Origin of the sequence: Pseudonocardia sp. Ae717_Ps2, from assembly GCF_001932475.1 — a bacterium.
In the GTDB taxonomy this organism is placed as follows: Bacteria; Actinomycetota; Actinomycetes; order Mycobacteriales; family Pseudonocardiaceae; genus Pseudonocardia.
Window position 1 is genome coordinate 110,937 of record NZ_MCIS01000001.1, and the last position, 19,447, is coordinate 130,383.

Annotated in this window: 22 protein-coding genes and 1 tRNA gene; 7 read left to right on the forward strand and 16 right to left on the reverse strand. The window is 72.0% G+C overall.

What is annotated here, in order from left to right:
* The first annotated feature begins 17 nt into the window (after positions 1 to 17).
* Positions 18 to 90: transfer RNA gene (locus tag Ae717Ps2_RS00565), tRNA-Lys, on the forward strand.
* 190 nt (positions 91 to 280) lie between these two features.
* Here the strand turns inward: Ae717Ps2_RS00565 and Ae717Ps2_RS00570 are convergent.
* Positions 281 to 994 carry a class I SAM-dependent methyltransferase gene (locus Ae717Ps2_RS00570; RefSeq protein ID WP_075334129.1) on the reverse strand — a complete coding sequence of 238 codons (714 nt, stop codon included), beginning with the start codon at positions 992 to 994 and terminating at the stop codon, positions 281 to 283.
* 538 nt (positions 995 to 1,532) lie between these two features.
* Between Ae717Ps2_RS00570 and Ae717Ps2_RS00575 the strand changes: the two genes are divergently transcribed.
* Positions 1,533 to 1,877 (forward strand): VOC family protein, encoded by a 345-nt coding sequence (locus tag Ae717Ps2_RS00575; RefSeq protein ID WP_020625089.1) that lies wholly within the window; start codon positions 1,533 to 1,535, stop codon positions 1,875 to 1,877.
* 656 nt (positions 1,878 to 2,533) lie between these two features.
* Here the strand turns inward: Ae717Ps2_RS00575 and Ae717Ps2_RS00580 are convergent.
* The 6 genes from Ae717Ps2_RS00580 to Ae717Ps2_RS00605 all read right to left on the reverse strand — a co-directional run bounded on the left by Ae717Ps2_RS00580 (position 2,534) and on the right by Ae717Ps2_RS00605 (position 7,912).
* Positions 2,534 to 2,962 (reverse strand): VOC family protein, encoded by a 429-nt coding sequence (locus Ae717Ps2_RS00580; protein ID WP_075329729.1) that lies wholly within the window; start codon positions 2,960 to 2,962, stop codon positions 2,534 to 2,536.
* A gap of 265 nt (positions 2,963 to 3,227) precedes the next feature.
* Positions 3,228 to 4,070: an IS5 family transposase gene (locus tag Ae717Ps2_RS00585; protein WP_075329730.1), complete on the reverse strand. Its 843-nt coding sequence runs from the start codon at positions 4,068 to 4,070 to the stop codon at positions 3,228 to 3,230.
* 113 nt (positions 4,071 to 4,183) lie between these two features.
* Positions 4,184 to 4,474: a hypothetical protein gene (locus tag Ae717Ps2_RS00590; RefSeq protein WP_075332879.1), complete on the reverse strand. Its 291-nt coding sequence runs from the start codon at positions 4,472 to 4,474 to the stop codon at positions 4,184 to 4,186.
* Between the two features lie 107 nt (positions 4,475 to 4,581).
* A complete protein-coding gene (locus tag Ae717Ps2_RS00595) occupies positions 4,582 to 5,403 on the reverse strand; it encodes an alpha/beta fold hydrolase (RefSeq protein WP_075332880.1) in 822 nt (273 codons plus the stop codon).
* 611 nt (positions 5,404 to 6,014) lie between these two features.
* Positions 6,015 to 7,154, reverse strand: coding sequence for a hypothetical protein (locus Ae717Ps2_RS34925; RefSeq protein ID WP_198932114.1), 1,140 nt, complete (start codon positions 7,152 to 7,154; stop codon positions 6,015 to 6,017).
* Positions 7,155 to 7,285: 131 nt separating this feature from the next.
* Positions 7,286 to 7,912, reverse strand: coding sequence for an ATP-binding protein (locus Ae717Ps2_RS00605; protein ID WP_139320151.1), 627 nt, complete (start codon positions 7,910 to 7,912; stop codon positions 7,286 to 7,288).
* 126 nt (positions 7,913 to 8,038) lie between these two features.
* Here Ae717Ps2_RS00605 and Ae717Ps2_RS00610 point away from each other — a divergent pair, with 126 nt between their 5' ends.
* Positions 8,039 to 8,482, forward strand: coding sequence for a hypothetical protein (locus Ae717Ps2_RS00610; protein ID WP_075332882.1), 444 nt, complete (start codon positions 8,039 to 8,041; stop codon positions 8,480 to 8,482).
* Between the two features lie 87 nt (positions 8,483 to 8,569).
* Here Ae717Ps2_RS00610 and Ae717Ps2_RS00615 read toward each other — a convergent pair whose 3' ends face one another.
* A complete protein-coding gene (locus Ae717Ps2_RS00615; protein WP_198932115.1) occupies positions 8,570 to 9,832 on the reverse strand; it encodes a dicarboxylate/amino acid:cation symporter in 1,263 nt (420 codons plus the stop codon).
* Between the two features lie 11 nt (positions 9,833 to 9,843).
* Complete coding sequence (locus Ae717Ps2_RS00620) at positions 9,844 to 10,581, reverse strand: GntR family transcriptional regulator (RefSeq protein WP_075332884.1); 738 nt, start codon at positions 10,579 to 10,581, stop codon at positions 9,844 to 9,846.
* A gap of 146 nt (positions 10,582 to 10,727) precedes the next feature.
* On the opposite strand from Ae717Ps2_RS00620, the gene Ae717Ps2_RS00625 reads away from it, so the two are divergent.
* Positions 10,728 to 11,252 (forward strand): PadR family transcriptional regulator, encoded by a 525-nt coding sequence (locus tag Ae717Ps2_RS00625; RefSeq protein WP_075332885.1) that lies wholly within the window; start codon positions 10,728 to 10,730, stop codon positions 11,250 to 11,252.
* Complete coding sequence (locus tag Ae717Ps2_RS00630) at positions 11,245 to 12,252, forward strand: BtrH N-terminal domain-containing protein (RefSeq protein WP_075332886.1); 1,008 nt, start codon at positions 11,245 to 11,247, stop codon at positions 12,250 to 12,252. The genes Ae717Ps2_RS00625 and Ae717Ps2_RS00630 overlap by 8 nt, the downstream gene beginning before the upstream one ends.
* A 41-nt stretch (positions 12,253 to 12,293) precedes the next feature.
* On the opposite strand, the gene Ae717Ps2_RS40185 is transcribed toward Ae717Ps2_RS00630, so the two are convergent.
* Complete coding sequence (locus Ae717Ps2_RS40185; protein WP_075332887.1) at positions 12,294 to 13,517, reverse strand: GNAT family N-acetyltransferase; 1,224 nt, start codon at positions 13,515 to 13,517, stop codon at positions 12,294 to 12,296.
* On the opposite strand from Ae717Ps2_RS40185, the gene Ae717Ps2_RS38730 reads away from it, so the two are divergent.
* Positions 13,516 to 14,463 carry a GNAT family N-acetyltransferase gene (locus Ae717Ps2_RS38730; protein WP_233147398.1) on the forward strand — a complete coding sequence of 316 codons (948 nt, stop codon included), beginning with the start codon at positions 13,516 to 13,518 and terminating at the stop codon, positions 14,461 to 14,463. The genes Ae717Ps2_RS40185 and Ae717Ps2_RS38730 overlap by 2 nt on opposite strands.
* 5 nt (positions 14,464 to 14,468) lie before the next feature.
* Here the strand turns inward: Ae717Ps2_RS38730 and Ae717Ps2_RS00650 are convergent, their stop codons facing one another.
* On the reverse strand, positions 14,469 to 14,909 hold the full coding sequence (locus tag Ae717Ps2_RS00650; RefSeq protein ID WP_158071437.1) for an NUDIX domain-containing protein: 441 nt from the start codon (positions 14,907 to 14,909) through the stop codon (positions 14,469 to 14,471).
* Between the two features lie 32 nt (positions 14,910 to 14,941).
* Between Ae717Ps2_RS00650 and Ae717Ps2_RS00655 the strand changes: the two genes are divergently transcribed.
* The gene (locus Ae717Ps2_RS00655; RefSeq protein WP_233147399.1) at positions 14,942 to 15,292 is read left to right on the forward strand and encodes a TraR/DksA C4-type zinc finger protein; all 351 of its coding nucleotides are present in this window, start codon (positions 14,942 to 14,944) and stop codon (positions 15,290 to 15,292) included.
* Here the strand turns inward: Ae717Ps2_RS00655 and Ae717Ps2_RS00660 are convergent.
* From Ae717Ps2_RS00660 to Ae717Ps2_RS00685, 5 genes are all read right to left on the reverse strand, one after another.
* Positions 15,255 to 15,467 carry a hypothetical protein gene (locus Ae717Ps2_RS00660; RefSeq protein WP_075332890.1) on the reverse strand — a complete coding sequence of 71 codons (213 nt, stop codon included), beginning with the start codon at positions 15,465 to 15,467 and terminating at the stop codon, positions 15,255 to 15,257. The two genes, Ae717Ps2_RS00655 and Ae717Ps2_RS00660, sit on opposite strands and share 38 nt — an antisense overlap.
* A complete protein-coding gene (locus tag Ae717Ps2_RS00665) occupies positions 15,464 to 16,879 on the reverse strand; it encodes a HAMP domain-containing sensor histidine kinase (protein WP_233147400.1) in 1,416 nt (471 codons plus the stop codon). Before Ae717Ps2_RS00665 ends, Ae717Ps2_RS00660 begins: the two co-directional genes overlap by 4 nt.
* A 23-nt stretch (positions 16,880 to 16,902) precedes the next feature.
* Entirely contained in the window at positions 16,903 to 17,649 is a 747-nt protein-coding gene (locus Ae717Ps2_RS00670; protein WP_075308734.1) for a response regulator transcription factor, read from the reverse strand.
* Between the two features lie 317 nt (positions 17,650 to 17,966).
* Complete coding sequence (locus Ae717Ps2_RS00680) at positions 17,967 to 18,392, reverse strand: DUF4383 domain-containing protein (protein WP_075308732.1); 426 nt, start codon at positions 18,390 to 18,392, stop codon at positions 17,967 to 17,969.
* A 102-nt stretch (positions 18,393 to 18,494) separates the two neighbouring features.
* Positions 18,495 to 19,382: a nicotianamine synthase family protein gene (locus Ae717Ps2_RS00685; protein ID WP_198932116.1), complete on the reverse strand. Its 888-nt coding sequence runs from the start codon at positions 19,380 to 19,382 to the stop codon at positions 18,495 to 18,497.
* Between the last annotated feature and the right edge of the window lie 65 nt (positions 19,383 to 19,447).

The following is a 19,447-nucleotide window of genomic DNA, read 5'->3' on the forward strand; positions in this document are numbered from 1 at the left end:
GGCGCGGGGGAGGGCCGGGGCCTCTAGCTCAATCGGCAGAGCAGCGGACTTTTAATCCGCGGGTTCGGGGTTCGATCCCCCGGGGGCCCACACAATCCGCAGGTCTCAGAGTCGCCCGAGCTGGTCACTGATCTTCCTGACAGTGACGTGCGAGTCGTCAAGGCGCCGCCTTCGGCAGCGCGGGGCCGGCCACGCCGGTCCCGCCGTCCGACCCTCTACCTCCGGCCCCGGGCGTGGCCGTCGGTGCCGGTTACCCGGCCGCGAGCCGCTGCGGCTGCCCTTACGCGAGGCTGCGAGCAGGGCGCCGGGCTCGGACGAAGAGGAAGACGGGGGCCGTTCGAAGTGTCGTTCTCAGTCCCTCGGGCAGTGGAGCATCAGCAACCGGCTGTGGCTCCTCGACAGCGTCGACGATGTAGCCCGCGTCCAGAAGCGGCCCGAAGATCGCTGAAACCGGGCGCCGGTACAGCGTGGCGGTGACCTCCTGGCCGTCCAGGTCCCACGTCTCGTGGACTTGCTCGGTCCGGTGGTAGTCGGCCTTGTCGCACAGCGCCCAGCCGTTGATCGGGTGGTGAACAGAGAACAGCAGTGCGCCACCGGGAGCCAGGCAGCGGCTGAGTTCGGCCAGTAACGGACGCCAGTCGGGAAGGTAGTGGAGCACGAGCGAAGCGATCACGAGGTCGATTGAGCCAGTCCCTACGCTGTCCAACGGCTCTTCGAGGTCCGCCACGGAGACTGTGGCCTGCCCGCTCGTTCGCTGCCGCGCCAGCTCGACAAGGCGTGGCTCTCGGTCCAGGGCGATCACGGCGGCGCCGCGCTCAATGAGCTGTGTGGTTAGGGCGCCGGCGGCGCATCCGAGTTCGAGTACCCGCTGCCCAGTCAGGTCCCCAGCAAGCCTCAGCATCGCCGGACGCTCGTAGTACGCGTTCGGGCCACTCCGATCGGAATGCTGCGCATAGATGTGAGCGTGGTCCTTGTATAGGGCATGGCTGACCATGGCTCGGACCCTACGAGCAGTTGCGTACCACAAGCTGAGCAACGCGACCCCGATGACGTCGTGCTGTCTCCCCTCGGCCGAAATCGTGCACGTCTCCACGGCGGCCGCAAGGGCGCCTACGGTGTCGCTTCGCGAGGGCGCAGGCCGCCACCCTTGCCCCCACCGCTTCGACGAGCAATCCTGCGGCCAGGACGAGGGGGACAGAGGAGAGCGGGCCCGAGCGCGAGACAGCCCCAACCACTGCGCCGGTCTCAATATGGGGGTAGACGCATCCTCATTTCGTCTCCCGATGATGCGCCGAGCCAGGAGCGGGAAACTCTCAGCCAGCAATCTCCCGTGCCGATATCACTGGGTGTCAAGGCGCCGCGGAGCCGGCCACGCCGGCCCTGCCGGCTCGCTCCCTACACCTCCGGCCCGTTCGCGGCCGCTCGGGGCCGGCCCGCTAGCCCCGAGCCACGGAGAAGGTGCCCTGATCTCAGGGGCTGATGGCCCGCATGTCGCACGCCATACTCGCCGGGTGTACGGACGCCTACATCACATGCAGCTGGCCATGCCCCGCGGTCGTGAGGACGACGCGCGGCACTTCTTCGCAGATGTCCTCGGTATGACGGAGATCCCTAAGCCGTCGGTGCTCGCAGCCCGCGGCGGTGCCTGGTTTCGGGGCGGAGGTGTTGAGCTTCATCTCGGCGTCGAGGATGACTTCCGCCCTGCCCGCAAGGGGCACCCGGGCATCCAGGTTGAGGATCTCGACGAAGTAGTCCGCAGGCTTGCGGCGGCTGGCCAGGAGACAACCTGGGACGCGGACTTTCCAGGATTCCGACGGATCTACGCGGCCGACCCGTTCGGGAACCGGCTGGAGTTCCTAGAGCCTGATGAGAACTGATACCGGGCTCCGCCCAGACCCGGCACCGCTTCGGAGATCAGGTGAGTGCAGCAGGGGTGGTGATCTCCTCACGGCGCGCCGAGATGGCTGTCGGTCCGAGGGGTGAAGCGCAAGGCGGGACTGAATACCTTGCACCCCACCCCTCGGCCCGGCAGGGACGAGCCCGCGCCGTGAGGAGATCACCACCAGAACCCGGCCGTGCGGGAGCATAGAGCGACCGTCACGGACTATGCACGGACGCAGACCACGGGACCGGGGCTCCATCGCAGGCCAGAGCGGATATGGCAGTTCTCTGTAGATCCGTCGCCTCCGGCGGCCGGGCTCCGCCCGAACTCGACACCGCTCGGAGATCAGGGAAGTGCGGCAGGGCTGGTGACCACCTCATGGCGCGCCGAGACGGCAGCCAGACCGAAGGGTGGGGCGCAAGGCTCGAACCCGTACTTTGCACCCCACCTCTCCTCATCCCACCCCTCGGCCCGGCTGGGGTGAACCCGCGCCGCGAGGACATCACCAGCAGGCCGTGCGCGTGGGGGAAAGCCCCCGCGTGGGACGCTTCTGGGACACGAAATGACCTGACAAGGGCCGGAGCCGACCCTGAACGACCACCAGGCCGGGGGTTGGAATCCCCAGTTCACAGCGTCGCCGATCTGTGCCGATCAAGATCGAGGGATTCTTGGGTCACTTTTCGTGCTCGGTGCTGTCGGTGGGGTCGATGCTGCGGCCGATGTGGCGATGCAGAACGGATGTCCGGCGGGGTCGATCAGGACCCGGAACCGTGCGGGGTCGGGCTGGACGGTCGCAGGGACGGCGCCCAGTGCGGACAGCCGCCGCTCAGCGTGATCGAGATCGTCGACTGCAATGTCCAGATGCGCTCGGAGAATCTGGCCGTCCGGCCACCGGCTGGGGCGGTGGTGAGGGACGCGCTGGAAGTCCAGGCGTGTTGTGCCGTCGCAGATGAGCACGACGAAGTCCTCGTTGGATGCGCGGAGCTGTCCGCCGAGGACATGTCGGTAGAACTCGGCCAGTTCGTGCGGATCGGGGCAGTCGAGAGTGACGGCGACCAGCCGGCCCAGAACGTGAGACATCAGCTCTCCTGCTCGCTCTTCGGGTTGCCGAACAATCCTTTTAAGACCCCTGCCGGCCGCCGACCCGTTGAGCGACGTCCGCGGTAGCAGTCCTGGGTCATGCCGATCTTCGAGTGCCTGAGCTGATGACTGATCTTTCAGACAGTGACGTCAGAGTCGTCGAGGTAGCTCGCGACCGTCTTGCGCGGGGTGTGGCTCACGAGCCCGTCCAGCTGCATCAAGGGCTTGTCGGCCCGTCTTAGAGGTCGCGCGGATTGATGGATGATCATGGGCGGCGGTGTGGTCGGCTGTCCCAGCGGTGCGTGGTCCAGGCCTGCCGGATCAGGCTACGGAGTGTGATGATGGTGTCGGCGAGGTCGAAGAACGCGTCGACGACGGTTTCGCGGCGTTCGTAGCAGCGCTGCAGCCGGTTGAAGCTGTTGTGCCAGGCGTTGGTGCGCTCGATGTGCCAGCGTTGGGTGGCCTGGATCGGTGCTTTCTCGCCCTTGCGCGCGATCTCGCTGTGCAGGCCCCGTTCGGTGAGTGTGTCGCGGGTCTTACCGGAGTCATAGCCGGCGTCGAGGTGCACGGTGATGTCGTCGGGCAGCGGGCCGAGAGCGTCGAGGTGGTCGAGAGTGGGGCCCAGTAGCGGGGAGTCGTGGCGGTGTGCCCCGGCCAGGACCCGGCCCAGTGGGATGCCATGGCCCTCGACGAGCACCGATCGCTTCATGCCCTGTTTACGCCGGTCAACCGGTGACGGTCCGGCGACCTCACCGCCGCCGGGGGCCTTGGTGATGGCGCCGTCGACGGCAACGTCGTCAAGCAACAGGCCGACGATGCGGTCGTAGGCGTCCAGGGCGATCCGGCGTAGCTGGGCGAAGACCCCGAGCCGGATCCACTCGTCACGGCGATCGCGGATGGTGGTCGCCGAGCAGGTGCTGTCGGAGACGCCCTGATACGGGCAGCCGAACCGCAGCACCTGCAGGAGCTTGTCGAACACGACCCGATCCGCGATCCGGCGGCGGTGACAGCCCCACGGATGAGTGGGATCGAACTCGACCCGGGGCGGCAGCAGCGCGGCGAACTGGTCCCACAACGGCTCGGTCAACCATGATGGCAGGGCGGGCACGCGGCCTCCAGACGATCACGAAGAGTCAACAACTTCATGATCGACAGGCCCGTGCCCGCCCCTCACCATCGACACCCGGCCGCGACCCAGCTGTGATCAATCCGCGCGACCTCTTACTCGGAGCCGGAGTCGTCGGACAGGGTGATTGTGGAGCTGTGTGGGCTCTCATTGGGATCTCTGCCTGCCAGCCGCACGAGCCCGAGGCCGTCCTGATCGACGCGCACGTAGAGAACGTACGGCCGCTGTGCGCCGTCGCCGTCAGCCCACCTGATCACCGCATGAACGTCGTCAGCGCCCCGGACCTCGTACTCGTCCGACGTCGTGCCCTCGTGGAAGTAAACGCGGTAGGTGGGCGAGTCGCACTCCCACCGCTGATCGCGCGGATCGACTCCCAGGATCTCCATCGGCGCAGCCTGCCCGCAGTGGGAACGCGCGGCAACAAGAGCGCCGACCCGGGCGACGCGGGGCCCTGGCCACGCCGGCCTCCCGAGGGCTGATGTGTCGCTGGTTCTCAGGACGTCTTCGACGCGTGCGCTGCGACGGCCGCGAGGACCTGCCCGACTGCGTTCGGACGTTCTCGCCACGGTTGGTGTCCCGCGTTGGCGATCTCATGGAACCCGGCGTTCGGGAGGATCGAGGCGAGCGTTCGGGGTCCGTCGGCCGGTCTCGGGTCGCCCTCGCCATGGATGATCCACACGGGGCACGTGACGGCGCCCCAGCGGCCGATCTCGTCGTCGATGGTCCAGGTTTTGGTCTCTGTGTTGAAGGCTCGGTTGCACGCGAGGTTGAGCGGAAGTGGTGTATTCGCGTCAGCGGCAGCCCATTCTCGGGCCCTTTCGGGGTCGACGAAGTCGGGCAGCCAAGAAAGGGTGCGCCATTCGACCTCCTCGTCCCACGTTCGGGTCTTCGCCGCCAGCTCGTTCAATCGCGCCCGCTCGGCGGTGGTGAGCCTCTGCTCCTGCTGAGCTTTGTAGACCGCTCGGTGGGTCGACCACCCGATCCCGAGCCCGCTGCAGTAGACGAGGCCGGCCACCCTGTGGCCGTGGGTCGCCGCGTACTCGATGCCGAGGGTGGCGCCGAAGGAGTGGCCGAAGATGTACCAGCGCTCGTAGCCGAAGTGCTCGCGAAGCTCGTCGAGGTCTGCCACATAGCGAGCGATGCTGTAGTCCTCGTCCGGCGAGGATCGACCGCAGCCCCGCTGGTCGTACCGGACCGTTCGGAACGACGCGGCGGCCAGGTCGGCGACAGGCCCCAGGTAGTCCCACATGCCGGCGCCGCCGTGCAGAAGGACCAAACCGGGTAGCCCGTCCTCGGGCTGGCCCTGCGCGTCCACTCACAGCATCGCGCCGTCGCGCAAGGGCAGCATGTGGCCGTCGGACCCGTCAGGCACGGTGTCACTGTACGAAGACCTGTGGGCTGCGGCGCTCATGCTGCCGGAGTGGCGCCGTATCGCTCGTGCTCACGTCCGCACGAGCCCAGCCAGCATCGGGTCGTAGGTGCAGCTCATGTGCGGCGCCACCACCAGGACAGCGACGGATCGACGGTGGGGTCGTTCAGAGTCTTGTCCGAGAACAGGGCGTCGAGTCGGGCGATCTGGCGGCGGAGCGATGCGCGACGACGCCGAGGCAGGGCGTGCAGAGCGTGTTCGAGGGCGTCCCGGGAGAACGGGCCGATGAACTGGACCCAGTCGTTGTTCTCCCGCTGGAGTGTGGAACGTGGTTGGAGGGCGACGCGGCGCCATGAGAGAAGATCGGTGCGGACCCTTCCGGAGGAGAGCTGTGGCCGGTCGAGTCGGTCGAGCGCACGGCTGGTCGAGAGCGGAACGCCGCGGATCGCGGTCGGGCGTGGCTGACGCTGGTTGCGGGCCCGTAGCTGGGCGGGACGCCTACGCGGCATGGACCTTTCGGATCGAAGTCATGCAACCAGCCTGCCAGGACACGGTTCTCATCGTGTTCTCCGGGTCGGCCGAATGCCGTCAGGCTTTCTTGTGGGATGGGGCGAATTCCCGTGGTCCGACGCGTCTCCCAGGTCGACCTCGATGCCTCCGACGGCCAGGTAGAAGGGCGCGGGAACCGGAGGCCGCCGACACCGCAGGAGCTGGCGGAGTATCAACCGCGGCCACCGAGGTGCGGCGCGTGTCCCGGTGACATGAACCGTTGCCCGGGTGCTGGTGGGATCAGCGAAGGACAGCGCAGGTCCGTACGTGCCCCGCGCCATCCATTCCGGGGTTCCCGCCGCATCGGTGTCGAGCAGTCGCTGCGGGCTGGACCAGTCCCGTCGGTCGGCACTCGGCCGTGATGCGGTGATCCACCACAGCCCCTGCGCGGGCAAACCCGGTGTGGCGTGGAGGTCGGAGCCACGGGCGAGGAGCATCACCCAGCCATCACCGCAGGGGGCGATGGCGTTGTCGAAGAAGCCCTCCGACGAGTCTGCGAACGTCACCGGCGGCGACCAGTCGTGGACGCCGTCGACGCTCTCCGTGCAGCGCAACTCGTAGTCGGGGAGCTCGCCGGGGCCGATCTCGTGAGGATTGGCCTGATACCACATCCGGTACCGGCCGTCGGTGTAGATGACGAATGGTTCGAGCACACTGGAGCGGGGCGGCGTGCCCTCGAGGACCGGCATCGGGTGTCGCTGCCAACGGCCGTCTCGGTACTCGAGGAAGCCGATCGCGTACCGGCTTCGCGGACCGTAATGCCGTAGGGAAGCCCGGCCGGTGTAGTACAGGCGCGCCCCGTTGCCGCCGGACGGAGGCACATAGCTGGGTGTGTGCATCCCCGCTGCGTCCCAGCTGCCGCGTGGTGGGTCCGGAGCCAGAGCGGCTGCACGTCCACGAGGATCGGCGTCGATTCGCCACGGCCCACGGGGTGAGCCCCCGGGTGCGACCGAGGCGCGGTACAGGCGGTTGCGAAAGCCGGTCGAGAAGCCGCCCAAGAACGTCGTCCAACGGCCGTCGATGCAGTGGACATCCGGGTCGCCGACGCCGAGAAGGCCCCGCGGCATGGGCCCGGTCACCATGTCCCACAGAACGTGCGCGGCCGGCGCGCCTTGCGTTCGCCACTGATCGGTGTGCGACGGATCCATGGAGATCGACCTCCTGTTCGGGGCCGCGCGAGAACGCGGTGACTCCCCTGTGGATCAGGTAGGTCGGTGTTTCGGAACATACCAGTCATATGCCGGCCGTCCAACCGTCCACGATGCCGCAGGAGGGCCCCTCATCTCTGGTCGTCCACGACGACGTCCAGCAGCCCGCGGAGGTGCGCCACACCTGCGTGGATGCACTCCCCGTCGGCTTCGCCGAGGTCACGGACAGCCCTGCACGGCGTGAACCGAACGGTGGTGTCCGTCGTGCCGTCTCCGGCAACGTCGACCAAGCCGCCGACAGGGAGCCCGTCGCGATACGTCTGCGACCATGCGCCGTCGTGCCGACGGTTCACGTGATCCAGCGTGGTGCTCAACGCGGCGACGACCGAGATGCCTCGGCGCGCGTGACCGTCACCGAGCAGCGGTGGGGTCTCCGCGTCGAAGAACCGGAGGTCACGCGTAGCCATGATCGGCTTGCGGACGACGGCTCCTGTCGGGCTGCGGCGAGTATCGGTGCCCCGTCCGTCGTCGACGATCAGGATGGACCCGTCCGGCGCCAGCTCGATGAGGCACCGGCCGCGACGGTGGCGTGCCTCGGCCTCGTCGGCCGCGTAGGCCACGACTTCCAGCACGAGGTGCAGGGCGCCCGTCGGTGCATAGCGCTCCGGCTGCTCCCGGACCTCACGCAGGTGATCGACATCGAGATCACGACTCCAGTCGTGCGTCGTGTTGGCCCAGGGACGGTCCGGCCGCGACACCTGTTCACGGTCCCACAACGAGCTCCCTTGCGGTGTCGGCACTCGACGACCTCCGCCAGGCGACGCCGTTGCAGGGTCGCGGGCGAGAGCTCGTGGCCGTGGAGGCTGCCGCCCTACGATCACCCATTGGCTGCGGCGACTCCACCTTCCCCGGACGCGGTCACCACCGCACTCCATGACCTCGCCGACGAGGTCCGACGCCACCCGTTCGCCGTCCTCACCATCGACGACACCGTCCCCGACTGCTGGCGGGTCGATCCGGCAACAGGCGCCGGCCTGTCGGTCGAGTGGGACGACGACGGGCAACGCTGGATCGCCATCGAGGTCGGCGACCACCAGGTCGCGGTCCTGCGTGACGTCGAGGCGGTGGCCTACGTGCGCGACATCGTCATGGCGGCCATCCACGGGACCATCACCGAGGTGAAGGCGCTTGGGCGAACCGAGATCAGAATCCCGCGGGCGGACGGCACGATCGCCCGAGACATCGGCTACGGCTTCCCGCTCAATCTCATCCCCCTGCCCGGGTGGGCACGGCGGGCGACTCCGATAGGACACCCCGCGTACGAGTAGGGCCACCCCACGAGAACGACCAGGGCATCGCGGGCCGGAGGGCGCGGAGTCCGTGCGCCGCTGTTCGCGCGCGGGAGGCGCGGTCGGTCACGCGTCCGAGGCGCTCCGGGCGCCCGTCTCCGCCGGCTCCCCGGCGCGGACACCGTCGTAGACCTCCCGGTCGATCTCCCCGTCGGGGTGCGCGACGAGCATCGCCACCAGGGTGTCGGCGTTGACGTTGAGGAAGGTCCGCAGGATCCCGGTGAACCAGTCGACGGCGATGAGGAGCCCGACGGCCGCGAGGGGCAGTCCGAGGGTGGTCCCGAGGAACAGGGCCACGACGGGGAACCCGCCCGGCACGGTGATCGTGCCCATGTTGAGCAGGATCGCGAGGACCATCCCGAATACGATCTGCCCGGCCGAGAGGTCGACGCCGCCGGCCTGGGCGAGGAACAGCACGACGATCGTGTAGTTGAGGACGGCGCCGTAGGAGCCCATGGTCAGCCCCACCGACAGCGTGAAGTTGGCGACCCGGGGGCTCACGCCGATCTTCTCGATCGTGGTGCGCAGGACGGTGGGGTAGGTGACGGCCGAGCTCGTCGTCGTGACCGCGACGGCGGTCTGCTCGGCGAGCTTGCGCGGCAGGCGGGCGGGGTTGAGCCGGGTGCGCCCGGCGACGATCGCCACGAACAGCGCGGTGAGCAGGACGACGCCCAGCAGGGTGGTGCCGAGGTAGGCCAGGGCCGACCCGACCACGGCGAAGCCGATGCGGCCGGACAGGTCGGCGAGCAGCGCGAACACCCCGATCGGCGCGACGTACATGACCAGCCGGATCAAGGTGAGCAGGACCTGCTGGAACTGCCCCACGACGTCGAGGACGAGTGTGTTCCCCGTCGCGGTGACGTGCCGGTGGAGGGCGACGCCGAACAGCAGCGAGAACAGGATGATCGGCACCATCGCCGCCTCGGCCATCGACTCGACGACGTTGGTGGTGAAGAAGCCGAGGACCGTGTCCTGCCAGCTCTCCGGGGCCGCCGCGGCCGGCAGTGCGGCGTCCGGCGCGGCCGTCGCGACCATCCCGGCACCCGGGCGGAACAGCAGCCCGAGCACCACCGCGACCACCGCGGCCACGACCGACAGGCCGATCATCCAGGCGAAGGTCCGCAGCGCGAGCCGGCCGGTGCCGGACCCGGTCATGGACCCGCAGGCCGCGATCACCGAGGTCATGACCAGCGGCACGATCGCCATCTGGACGAGCCGGATGAAGGCGTCGCCGACGACCTTCAGGTTGCCGGCCCACTCGCCGGTCACCAGGCCGAACGCGATCCCGGCGACCGCGGCGAGCGCGATCAGGACGGCGGGATGCTTCATCGCGGCGAGTCTCATGAGGTCCTCACGTCGAGGGTGGCCGGGCCGCGGCGGCGGTCCCGGGTGTCGGTGGCGAGCAGGGCGCGACCGGCGCGTTCGGTGACGATCTCCAGCGACGCGCCCATGTGCTGGTGCAGCAGGTGGCGGGCGGTGTCGAGCCGTCCGGCGAGGACCGCCTCGCCGACGGCGACGTGCTCGGACACGGCCGCCTCGACGCGACCGGGGAGCACGTAGTCGTTCATCCGCACCCGCCGGATCCGGCGGTGCACGTCGGTCAGCACCGCGACGAGCTCGGGGTTGCCCGACGCCGCGAGCAGCGTGCTGTGGAACCGTTCGTCCTCCAGCACGAAGCCAGGACCCGCCTCGGGTGGCTCTTCGAGCATCCGGTGCCAGCGGGCCAGCTCTGCGCGGAGCGCCCCGGCGTCGTGCACGGTGCCCGGGTTCTCCCGGCATCGGTCGATCCCGCGCAGCTCGACCGCGATGCGGACCTCCCAGAGGTCGCGCACCCCCGCCAGGTCGGGGACGACGACCGAGTAGCCGTAGTCCTCCTCGCGCTGCAGGAGCCCGTCGGCGACGAGCCGGCCGAGGGCCTCGCGCACCGGGGTGCGGGAGATGCCGAACCGCGCTGCGAGCTTCGGCTCGGTGAGGCGGGCCCCCGCGCCGACGGCGCCGTTGACGACGTCGTCCCGTAGGGCGGCGTAGACGCGCTCGCGCAGCGGTGGCGTGCCCGCGTGCTCGACGGCGCTCGACATCGACGATTCTCCCCACCTGTTGTGTCCAGGGCTGGATACAGCAGGTGGAGACGGTAGGAGCGGCACGTTGCGTCGGCGTCTCGCGCCGGTGTCGTCGTGTTTCGTGCGGGTGTGCTCCCTTCTATTCTGGTGCTAGAATAGCGGTCGTGGAGCTGACCATCGGCGAGCTCGTCGTCCTCGGGGCACTGGCCGAGCGCCCTCGCCACGGCTACGACATCGAGCAGGTCATCGAGGAGCGTGGCGTCCGTCGCTGGACCGACATCGGCTTCTCCTCGATCTACTACCTGCTCGACAAGCTGACCGCCCGCGGCCTGGCCGAGGCCGACGACGACCGCCCCTCCCCGAAGGCCCGCCGCGTCGTCCGCATCACCGACCGGGGGCGCCGCACCGCGGCCGCCGACGTCCGGGAGCTGCTCTCCGACGCCGGTGTCCCCGCCCGCTCCTTCCTCGCCGGCCTCGCCCACTCGACCCTGCTGCCCGCGCACGAGGTCGAGGAGGCGCTCCGGGCCCGGCTCGCCGGGCTCGACACGCGGATCGGCGCGGTCGTCGCGGCCCGGACCGCGCAGGAGCCCCTCCCGTCGGAGGCGCGCGACGTCTTCTCGTTCTCCCTGTCCCAGCTGCGTGCGGAGAGGTCGTGGCTCGCCGAGCGGGTCCAGGTGTCCGATGACTGATGCGTCCACCGGCGTCCCCTCCACGGGAGGCCTCCACTGCGAGACGACGGCGCTCGGCGCGCTCCTCGGGCACGCCGGCGTCCACCTCGACGAACCGATGCTGTTCGGGCTCGGTTCCGGGCTGTCGTACGTCTACTGGGACTCCAAGCGGCAGTCGGCGCCGTTCCTGGGCGGGCGGGTCAAGCCGTTCGAGCTGACCCGCACCCTCGCCCGCCGCCTCGATCTCGACCTGCGCGTGCAGGAGACCTCGTCCGCCCGCCGGGCGTGGGACCAGGTCCGCACCCTCGTCGACGACGGCGTTCCCGTCGGCCTGCAGCTCGACAGCCACGACCTGGACTACTTCGGCTCCCGGGTCCACTTCGCGGGCCACGTCGTCGCTCTGCTCGGCTACGACGAGGACACCGCGTACCTCCTCGACACCGCGCAGCAGGGCGGCCGGGTCAGCACGAGCCTGGACAGCCTGGCCCGGGCGCGCGCCGCACGGGGGCCGATGTCGGCGCCGCACCGGTCGTTCACGTTCGGACGGGTCCGGGAGCCGGTCGACCCCGGCCCCGCGATCGTGCCTGCGATCGTCGAGTGTGCCGAGGCGTTCCTGCACCCGCCGATCGCCAACATCGGGCACCGCGGCATCCGGACGACGGCGAAGCGCGCCGGGTCCTGGTTCGACCGCGTCGAGGACCCGCACCGGGACCTGCCGCAGATGGCGATGCTCATGGAACGGGCCGGCACCGGCGGGGCACTGTTCCGCAACCTCTACCGCGACTTCCTCACCGCCTGCCTGCCGCTGCTCGACGACGCCGGCCCGGGTGAGCGCGTCGCGTCGGTCGAACGGGGCCGGGACCTGTACGCCGAGGCGGCGACGCTGTGGACACGCGTCGCCGGACTCGTCGAGCGGGCCGGGCTGGACGAGGACCCGGCCGCCCTGACCGAGGCCGCCGGGCTGCTGCTGCGGATCGCGGACCTGGAGACCGCGGCGATGACCACGCTCCGGTCGCTCTGAGCGGGCCGGGGGTCAGTTGGGTCGGTGCTCCTCCCGCGGCGTCATCGGGCGGTGCCCCGGGGCTTCGCCATGTGGACCAGCGCGTAGGTCCCCGCGTCGGTCCGGTGGGTCTCCCGGAACCCGAGCCGGTCGTAGAGGCGCAGGTTCGTGACGCTGTGCTCGCCGGTGAACAGCTCGATCACCGACACGTCGTCGTCGAGCTGCTCCTCCGCGTGGCGGAGCAGGCCCGACCCCAGGCCCTCGCCCTGCCGGTCCGGAGCGACCACCAGCCGGCTCACGACGGCGGTGCTCCCCGACCGGGTGATCCGTACGGCGGCGACCAGCCGGCCGTCGTCGCGGATACCCCAGGCGGTCACCGACCCGTCGGCCAGCTGTTCGCGGATCTCCGCCAGGTGCTCGGTGAGCGGCGGCAGGTCGATGTCCTCGTGCGCCCGGGCCTCCGGCACGTAGGCCGCACGCTGCAGGGTCAGGATCTCGCCGGCGTCGGCGGGCCGGAGGCGGATGGTCCGTGCACGCGTGCGGTGGCTGCGGAGCTCCTGCGGCCGGGGTGCGTCGAGCAGCGCGCGCAGCTCGTGGAGCACCTCGGCCGGGTCGGCCCGGTCGTCGCCGAGGACGTCGTGGGCGGCGCCGAGACCGGCGTCGTCCACGAGCCCCTTCTCGCCCAGGACCCACGCACCCCGCCCGGCCATCACGGCGTGCGCGGCCTGGGCGGTGGCGCGGGTCATCATGCCGAGCGCGAGGGTCCGGTCGCCCCGGCGGACGTGCTGCTCGGCGATCGTCAGCGAGAACGCGGCGTTCCAGCGCCAGCGTTCCTGCGCCGCCTCGCGCAGGGCCGCGGGGTAGGCGACGGCCGGCAGCTGACCGGCGAGCACCTGGTTCACGGCGATCTCGCCGAGCGGGGTGTACGTGGGCAGCCCGGCGAGATGCCCCTCGACCTGGTCGATCTCGAACCGGCCGTGGTCGGCGTCGGCGCGCCAGACGTCGACGACGTCGAGGTCGCGCAGCAGCACGTCCACCGGTTCGCCCTCGACGGTCAGCCACGCCCCGCCGTTGACGATGCGTCCCCACTCGCCCGGCTGCGCGACGTGCCCGGCGAAGCCGAGGCGCCCGAGCGCCCGGGCGTCGAACCCGCCGCGGTAGTAGACGCCGAGGTCCCAGTCGCTGTCCGGGCGGTGGGTGCCCCGGGCCCGGCTGCCGCCCAGCGACACGGCGAGCACCCCGGGCAACGCGACGAGCCGCGGCAGGAGGACGTCCAGGACGGTCATGGGGCGATCGTCGACGGCGCCGCTCCCGGTGTCGACCGTGATCCGGGCCGCCGCCCGTCGCGGACACCGGCCCGCGGTGGAGGCCACGCACAGCTTCCTCACCCCGGACGACGTCGACAAGATCGAGACCGAGGTCCGCACGGCTGCCCTGCCCGCACTGTCGGTCCTGGTCGCGCAGCGCGCCGACGGCACCCCGGTCGGCTGGATCGGCACCGACGGCCACCGGGTCGAGGCGCTGTTCGTCGACCCGTCCGCGCACGGTCGGGGCGTCGGCTCCGCGCTCCTGGCCGCGGCCACCGTCGGCACGGCGCGGGTGGAGCTCGACGTGAACGAGCAGAATCCGGGCGCGGTCGGGTTCTACGAGCGCCTGGGGTTCGTCCGGACCGGGCGCTCCGAGCGCGACGGGCGGGGCCGGCCGTTCCCGCTGCTGCACCTGCGCCGGGACCGGCTCCCCGAGCCGTCCGACCCGGCTCCTTCCACGACCGCCCTGCTGCTCGGTTACGTCGACTTCTACCGTGACCGCGTCCTCGACAAGTACGCCGCGCTGCCCGAGGCCGAGCGCACGGCCAGCAGGCTCCCGTCGGGCTGGTCTCCCGCGGAGCTGCTGCACCACCTGCGCTGTATGGAGCGCCGCTGGCTGGAGTGGGGCTTCGTCGACGCCGACCTCCCGGACCCCTGGGCCGACCACGTCGACGGGCGGTGGGCGCTGCCGTCCGGGGTCGGCGCGGACGACGTCGCCGCCGCGCTCGCCGCGCAGGGCCGGCGTACCCGCGAGATCGCGGAGTCGGTGGGGCCCGGTGCTGCGGGGGTGCCGAGCGGGCGCTGGGCCGGCGCACCGCCCGCGACGATCGAGCGGACGCTGCTGCACGTCGTCCAGGAGTACGCCCGCCACCTCGGCCACCTGGACGTCGTCGTCGAGCTCGCCACCGGATCCACCGGCGAGTAGCCGCCTCAGGGTGCGACGCGGTGCAGGTCCCAGCCGTCGAGCGCGACGCCGGGGCGGCGCCAGGCGTGGCGGACGGCGGCGGTGTGGGCGAACACCGGTCCGGGCAGGTCGTCCGGGTCGGCCCAGGCCCAGGCGTCGATCGCGTGCGGCTCGGTCACCCGCAGCTCCGCCCCGGCGGGTGCGGGCACGTGCACCGCGAAGGTCACCCCCGCGCCGTCGAGCCGGACGCACACCGCGACCAGCGTCCCCGTCGCCGCGACGACGCCGGTCTCCTCCGCCAGCTCGCGCAGCGCCGCGGCGACGACCGGCTCCCCGCCCTCCAGGTGGCCGCCCGGGAACGACCAGCTCGGCGTCTCCCCGGCGGTGACCCGGTGCCCGACGGCGACCGCGCCGTCGGCGCGCTCCAGGACGACGCCGACACCGGACAACGGACGCGGAAGGCTCACCACCGCAGTCTGCCGGGGCGCATCCTGGGGTGGTGGACCCCACCACCCTCGCCGCCGCCCGCGCCCGTGCCCAGGAGTGGGTCGGCTCGCTGCGCCACGAGCTCGACGACCTCGCCGACCAGCAGGCCCTGACCAGCCACGACGACGAGCACGACCCCGAGGGCGTGACGATCGCGGTGCAGCGCGCCCAGCTCCAGGGGCTGCTCGCCGCCGCGGAGCAGGAACGCGACGACCTCGACCGGGCGGCGGAGCGCCTGGCCGCGGGCGGTTACGGGCGCTGTGCGGTCTGCGGCGGACCGATCGCGCCGGAACGGCTGGAGGCGCTGCCCGCCGCGACGACCTGCATCAGCTGCGCGTCGGGCCCGCGCCGTCGTCGTCGGTAGCCGGCGCGGGCGGCCGGGTCGGGGTCGGGGTCGGGGTCGGGAGGACCGTCACCGTCGGGGTGGGGGCGGTCGTGCCGGCGGGTGGGGCGATCGGCTCCGGCTCGTCGTCGAGGGTCACCCCGCACCCGGCGACGAGCAGCAGCCCCAGCGCCGCGGTGCACAGCCGGGTCCTCACGTGTCCACCCCCGGCAGCTCGACGACGACCCGGGTCCCGCCGCCGGGGCGTTCCTCCACCCACACCCGGCCGTCGTGCCGGCGTACGTGCGCGGCGACCAGGGACAGCCCGAGACCGGTGCCGCCGCCGTCGCCGCGGCTGCCGGCCAGGGTGCCACGGGCGAACCGTTCGAACACCGCCCGCCGCTGCTCGGGCGGGATGCCGGGGCCCGCGTCGTCGACCTCGATCCGGGCGGACCGGCCCCGGCGCGCGACGCCGATCCGCAGCGCGCCGCCGCCGTGCGCGTCGGCGTTGTCCAGCAGGTTGCCCAGGATCTGGTCGAGGCGACGGCGGCCGACCCGCACGGTCACCGGCTCCGGGGCGTCGACCTCGGGGACGTGCTCCCCGCCGCGGACCGCGACGAGCCCGCGGACCAGCGCACCGAGCTCGCCGTCCTCCCGCTGCAGGGTGTCGCTGCGGGAGATCTCCAGCAGGTCCAGGACCATCCGGCGGAAGCGCTGGATCTCGCCGTCGAGCAGCTCGACGGCCTCCCGTGCGGTCGGCGCGAGCTCGGCGCGCCGCCGGGTCAGCACCGCGGCCGCGTTCACCAGGGTCGTCAGCGGTGACCGCAGCTCGTGCGCGACGTCCGCGGCGAACCGGGCGTCGCGCGACACCCGCTGCTCCAGGTCGTCGGCGGTCCGGTTGAACGTCGCGACGAGCGGGGCGAGCTCGGCGTCGGTGCTCGACGGCAGCCGTGCGGTCAGGTCGCCGCCGGCGATCCGCTCCGCGGCCCGGGTCACCGCGGTGAGCGGCAGCAGCGCACGCCGCCCGGCCCACTGGCCCAGCGCGAGCCCCAGCAGGGCGCTCACCGCGACCCCGGCGAACAGCACGACGCTGAGGAACTTCAGGTTGGCGTCGAGCCGCTGCATCGGGAAGACCTCGACGAACACGTCGCCGCCGGACATCGGCGCCGCGACGACGACGCTCGGCATCCCCGCCACCATCACCCGCTGCCGTGCCCCGGTCCCGTTCCCGGCCATCGCCAGCAGCCCCGCCGGCAGCGCCTCGGGATCGACCTCACGGCCGCTGGTCGTCCACGTCCCGTCGCGGCGCAGCGCGACCGTGGTGCCCGGGGTGCCCGCGAGGCCGGTCAGCAGGTCGTCGAGACCGCCGACGTGCGTGTCGTCGACCATCGCCCGCTCGACGAGCTGGAGGTTCACCGCGAGCTGGCGGGTGGCGCTCTCCACCCGCTGCTCCACCAGGTAGTACGACGCGAGGTTCCAGGTGACCGCCGCGAACAACCCGGTCACCACCATCGACACCCCGGCGAACGCGACGCCGACCCGGTGACGCAGCGGAAGCCGGCCCAGTGGCAGTCGATCCAGTGGCAGTCGGTCCAGCGGCAGTCGGTCCAGCGGCAGTCGGTCCAGCACGGACCGCATCCTGCCGCGCACGCTCACCCGCCGCGGCCCGACACCGGGACGACGCCCGGCAGCGCGGCGTCCGGTCCGGCGTCGCCGATCTTGTACCCGGCGCCGCGCACGGTCAGCACGAGGACGGGCCGGTCCGGGTCGAGCTCGACCTTGCGCCGCAGCCGTCGCACGTGGACGTCCAGCAGCCGGGTGTCGCCGTGGTACTCGTAGCCCCACACCCGCGACAGCAGCTCGTCGCGGGTCACGATCCGCCCGCCCGCCGCGGCGAGCTCGGCGAACAGCCGGAACTCGGTGCGGGTCAGGTGCACCGGGACGCCGTCGCGGAGCACGGTGCCCTCGTCCGGGCGCAGCTCCACGTCCCCGACGGTGATCCGGCGTGGTGCCGCCGGTGCCGGACGCCGGCGACGCAGCAGCGCCCGGATGCGGGCGGCCAGCTCCCCGGCCACCAGCGGCTTGGTCACGTAGTCGTCGGCGCCCGCCTCCAGCCCGGCGATGACGTCGGCGGAGTCCGAGCGCGCGGTCACCATGATGATGGGCAGGTCACCGGTCTCCCGCAGCCGCCGGCAGACCGTGAGGCCGTCGATGCCGGGCAACATGAGGTCCAGCAGCACCACGTCGACGTCCGGCCGGGCGGCACTGACCAGGGCCTGCTCGCCGGTGTGCACCGCCTCGACGTCGACGCCCTCGTCGCCCAGGGCGAGACCGAGGGCACGCCCGATCCGGACGTCGTCGTCGACCAGCAGCACCCGGGTCCGGCCGTGTTCGCTCATGATGACGGCGATTCCACCGGATCCGGGCCGGTCCCGTCGACTCGGGCGCCGGGCCGGAGACGATCGTCAGGCGATCGCAAGCCGGACGGGTGCGTGACGGCGGCGCCGCAGCGCCAGCAGGTCTGCGGCGGCCCGCCGTCGCCGGTGGGGGAGGGCATCGCCCCGCAGTCCGTGCATAGCCGGTCCAGCCAGCACACCGGGTCGCCGACCTCGGCCTCGTGGCCGTGGTCGGGGTGTCGTCCGGTGACCGGGGTCCCGGCGGACGGTGTGTCGGACACACCGCCATCGGACCACGGGGGTCACGCCCCGTCCAGGTATCAGGCCGCGGCGGCTCCGCGGCGGGGCGGGCGCACCACGGGGCGGCCACGCAGCAGCGTCGCGCAACCGATCATCGCGACGGCGACGACCACCAGGGCCGCACCCACGACGTCCGGGGCGACGGCGGCGCTCAGCAGCGCGATGACGCCGCCGGCCGCGAGCAGCACCCGCGACGCGACACGGGAGCGCGCGCAGACCAGTCCGGCCAGCCCGGTGGCCAGGTGCAGAACGTTCTGCAGCACCGACACCGGCAGCAGCCCGGCGAGCACCGCGGTGCCGCCACCGGGCAGCACGGCGAGTTCGCCCGAGGTCACTCCCGGGACGAATCCCAGGGCTCCGACCAGCAGGAACGCCACGGCGAACGCCGCCGCGACCGGCTGTACCGGGGTGAAGGGCCGGGAGAACCCGCCCGTCGTGCGCATCATCGACCCGACCTCCTCGGTCCGTCGTCCTCCGGCGCGCCGCTGCGCCCTGTCGGACGGCGGTTGCCCGGCCGGACCCGCTCCCAACCCCGGGAGCGACGCACCTCACGTGGCGGCGCGGGCCACCAGGACGGAGTTGACGACGTCGGTGCGCGGGTGCACCTCGAGGAGCACGTCGAGCGCGGGCAGGTCGGCCGGGACGATCTCGGGGTAGAGCAGCGTCCGCAGCCCCGCGGCGGACCGGACGAGCAGGGTCGCGTCCGGGCCGGTCGCCGTGACCAGCCGGGCGGTGATCGCGGCCTTGGCATCGGCGTCGGCACCGACGAGTGCCCCGACGAGCACGAGGTCGGCCCGGCCCAGCTCGTCGGCGAGGGCGGGGGACAGCCGCGGATCGTCGAGGTCGGCGACCAGACTGCGGACCCGCCCGTCGGTCCCGAGGGCGGCGGCGACCGCGTCCCCCGCGGCGGCGGCAGCCCGGTCCCGGTCGACGTGCAGCACCTGCGCGTCGTGCTCGGTGGCCAGCACCAGACCGGTCAGGGGCAGCGGCCCCGACCCGAGCACGACGACGCGGCGCGGCGCCGGCAGGCCGACGGCGGTCAGCGCGGCGAGCTCCAGCCGGACGAGGTCGTGATAGTTGCCCAGGTAGGGGAACCGTTCCAGCTCGGCCCGGGCGTCGGGGGCGGCGGCGATCCGGTTCGCCCAGTGGCTCTCCATGTGGCCCTCGCCGGTCGCGGCGAGGGTCCGCAGGGCGTCCAAGTGCGGGGCGACCCGCGCCAGGACGCCCTCGGTACAGCCCGCGGGCGGAAAACAACAGAGCCCGACGAGCTCGCCGAACGCGTCGTCGGTGTCCGGGGCGGGCCGCAGGTCGGTGCGCTCCAGTCGTCGTCGCAGGGCCACGAGGCGGGACGCGACGTCGGCGACGGAGCCGTCGTCGCGCGGACGGCGGGGTGCGGGGAAACCGGGCGCGGTCGTCCGACTGCTCTGCGTGGTCACGATGATCCACCGTAAGCCAATGACAATCATGTCGGGCTCGTTCGTCCGGGTGGCAGAAAACCTGA

Excerpts from the sequence above, each read along its gene's own strand:
- Ae717Ps2_RS00570 (WP_075334129.1), bottom strand. The coding sequence starts at position 994 with ATGGTCAGCCATGCCCTATACAAGGACCACGCTCACATCTATGCGCAG.
- Ae717Ps2_RS00575 (WP_020625089.1), top strand. The coding sequence starts at position 1,533 with ATGCAGCTGGCCATGCCCCGCGGTCGTGAGGACGACGCGCGGCACTTC.
- Ae717Ps2_RS00580 (WP_075329729.1), bottom strand. The coding sequence starts at position 2,962 with ATGTCTCACGTTCTGGGCCGGCTGGTCGCCGTCACTCTCGACTGCCCC.
- Ae717Ps2_RS00590 (WP_075332879.1), bottom strand. The coding sequence starts at position 4,474 with ATGGAGATCCTGGGAGTCGATCCGCGCGATCAGCGGTGGGAGTGCGAC.
- Ae717Ps2_RS34925 (WP_198932114.1), bottom strand. The coding sequence starts at position 7,154 with ATGGATCCGTCGCACACCGATCAGTGGCGAACGCAAGGCGCGCCGGCC.
- Ae717Ps2_RS00615 (WP_198932115.1), bottom strand. The coding sequence starts at position 9,832 with ATGAAGCATCCCGCCGTCCTGATCGCGCTCGCCGCGGTCGCCGGGATC.
- Ae717Ps2_RS00620 (WP_075332884.1), bottom strand. The coding sequence starts at position 10,581 with ATGTCGAGCGCCGTCGAGCACGCGGGCACGCCACCGCTGCGCGAGCGC.
- Ae717Ps2_RS00630 (WP_075332886.1), top strand. The coding sequence starts at position 11,245 with ATGACTGATGCGTCCACCGGCGTCCCCTCCACGGGAGGCCTCCACTGC.
- Ae717Ps2_RS38730 (WP_233147398.1), top strand. The coding sequence starts at position 13,516 with ATGGGGCGATCGTCGACGGCGCCGCTCCCGGTGTCGACCGTGATCCGG.
- Ae717Ps2_RS40185 (WP_075332887.1), bottom strand. The coding sequence starts at position 13,517 with ATGACCGTCCTGGACGTCCTCCTGCCGCGGCTCGTCGCGTTGCCCGGG.
- Ae717Ps2_RS00670 (WP_075308734.1), bottom strand. The coding sequence starts at position 17,649 with ATGAGCGAACACGGCCGGACCCGGGTGCTGCTGGTCGACGACGACGTC.
- Ae717Ps2_RS00680 (WP_075308732.1), bottom strand. The coding sequence starts at position 18,392 with ATGATGCGCACGACGGGCGGGTTCTCCCGGCCCTTCACCCCGGTACAG.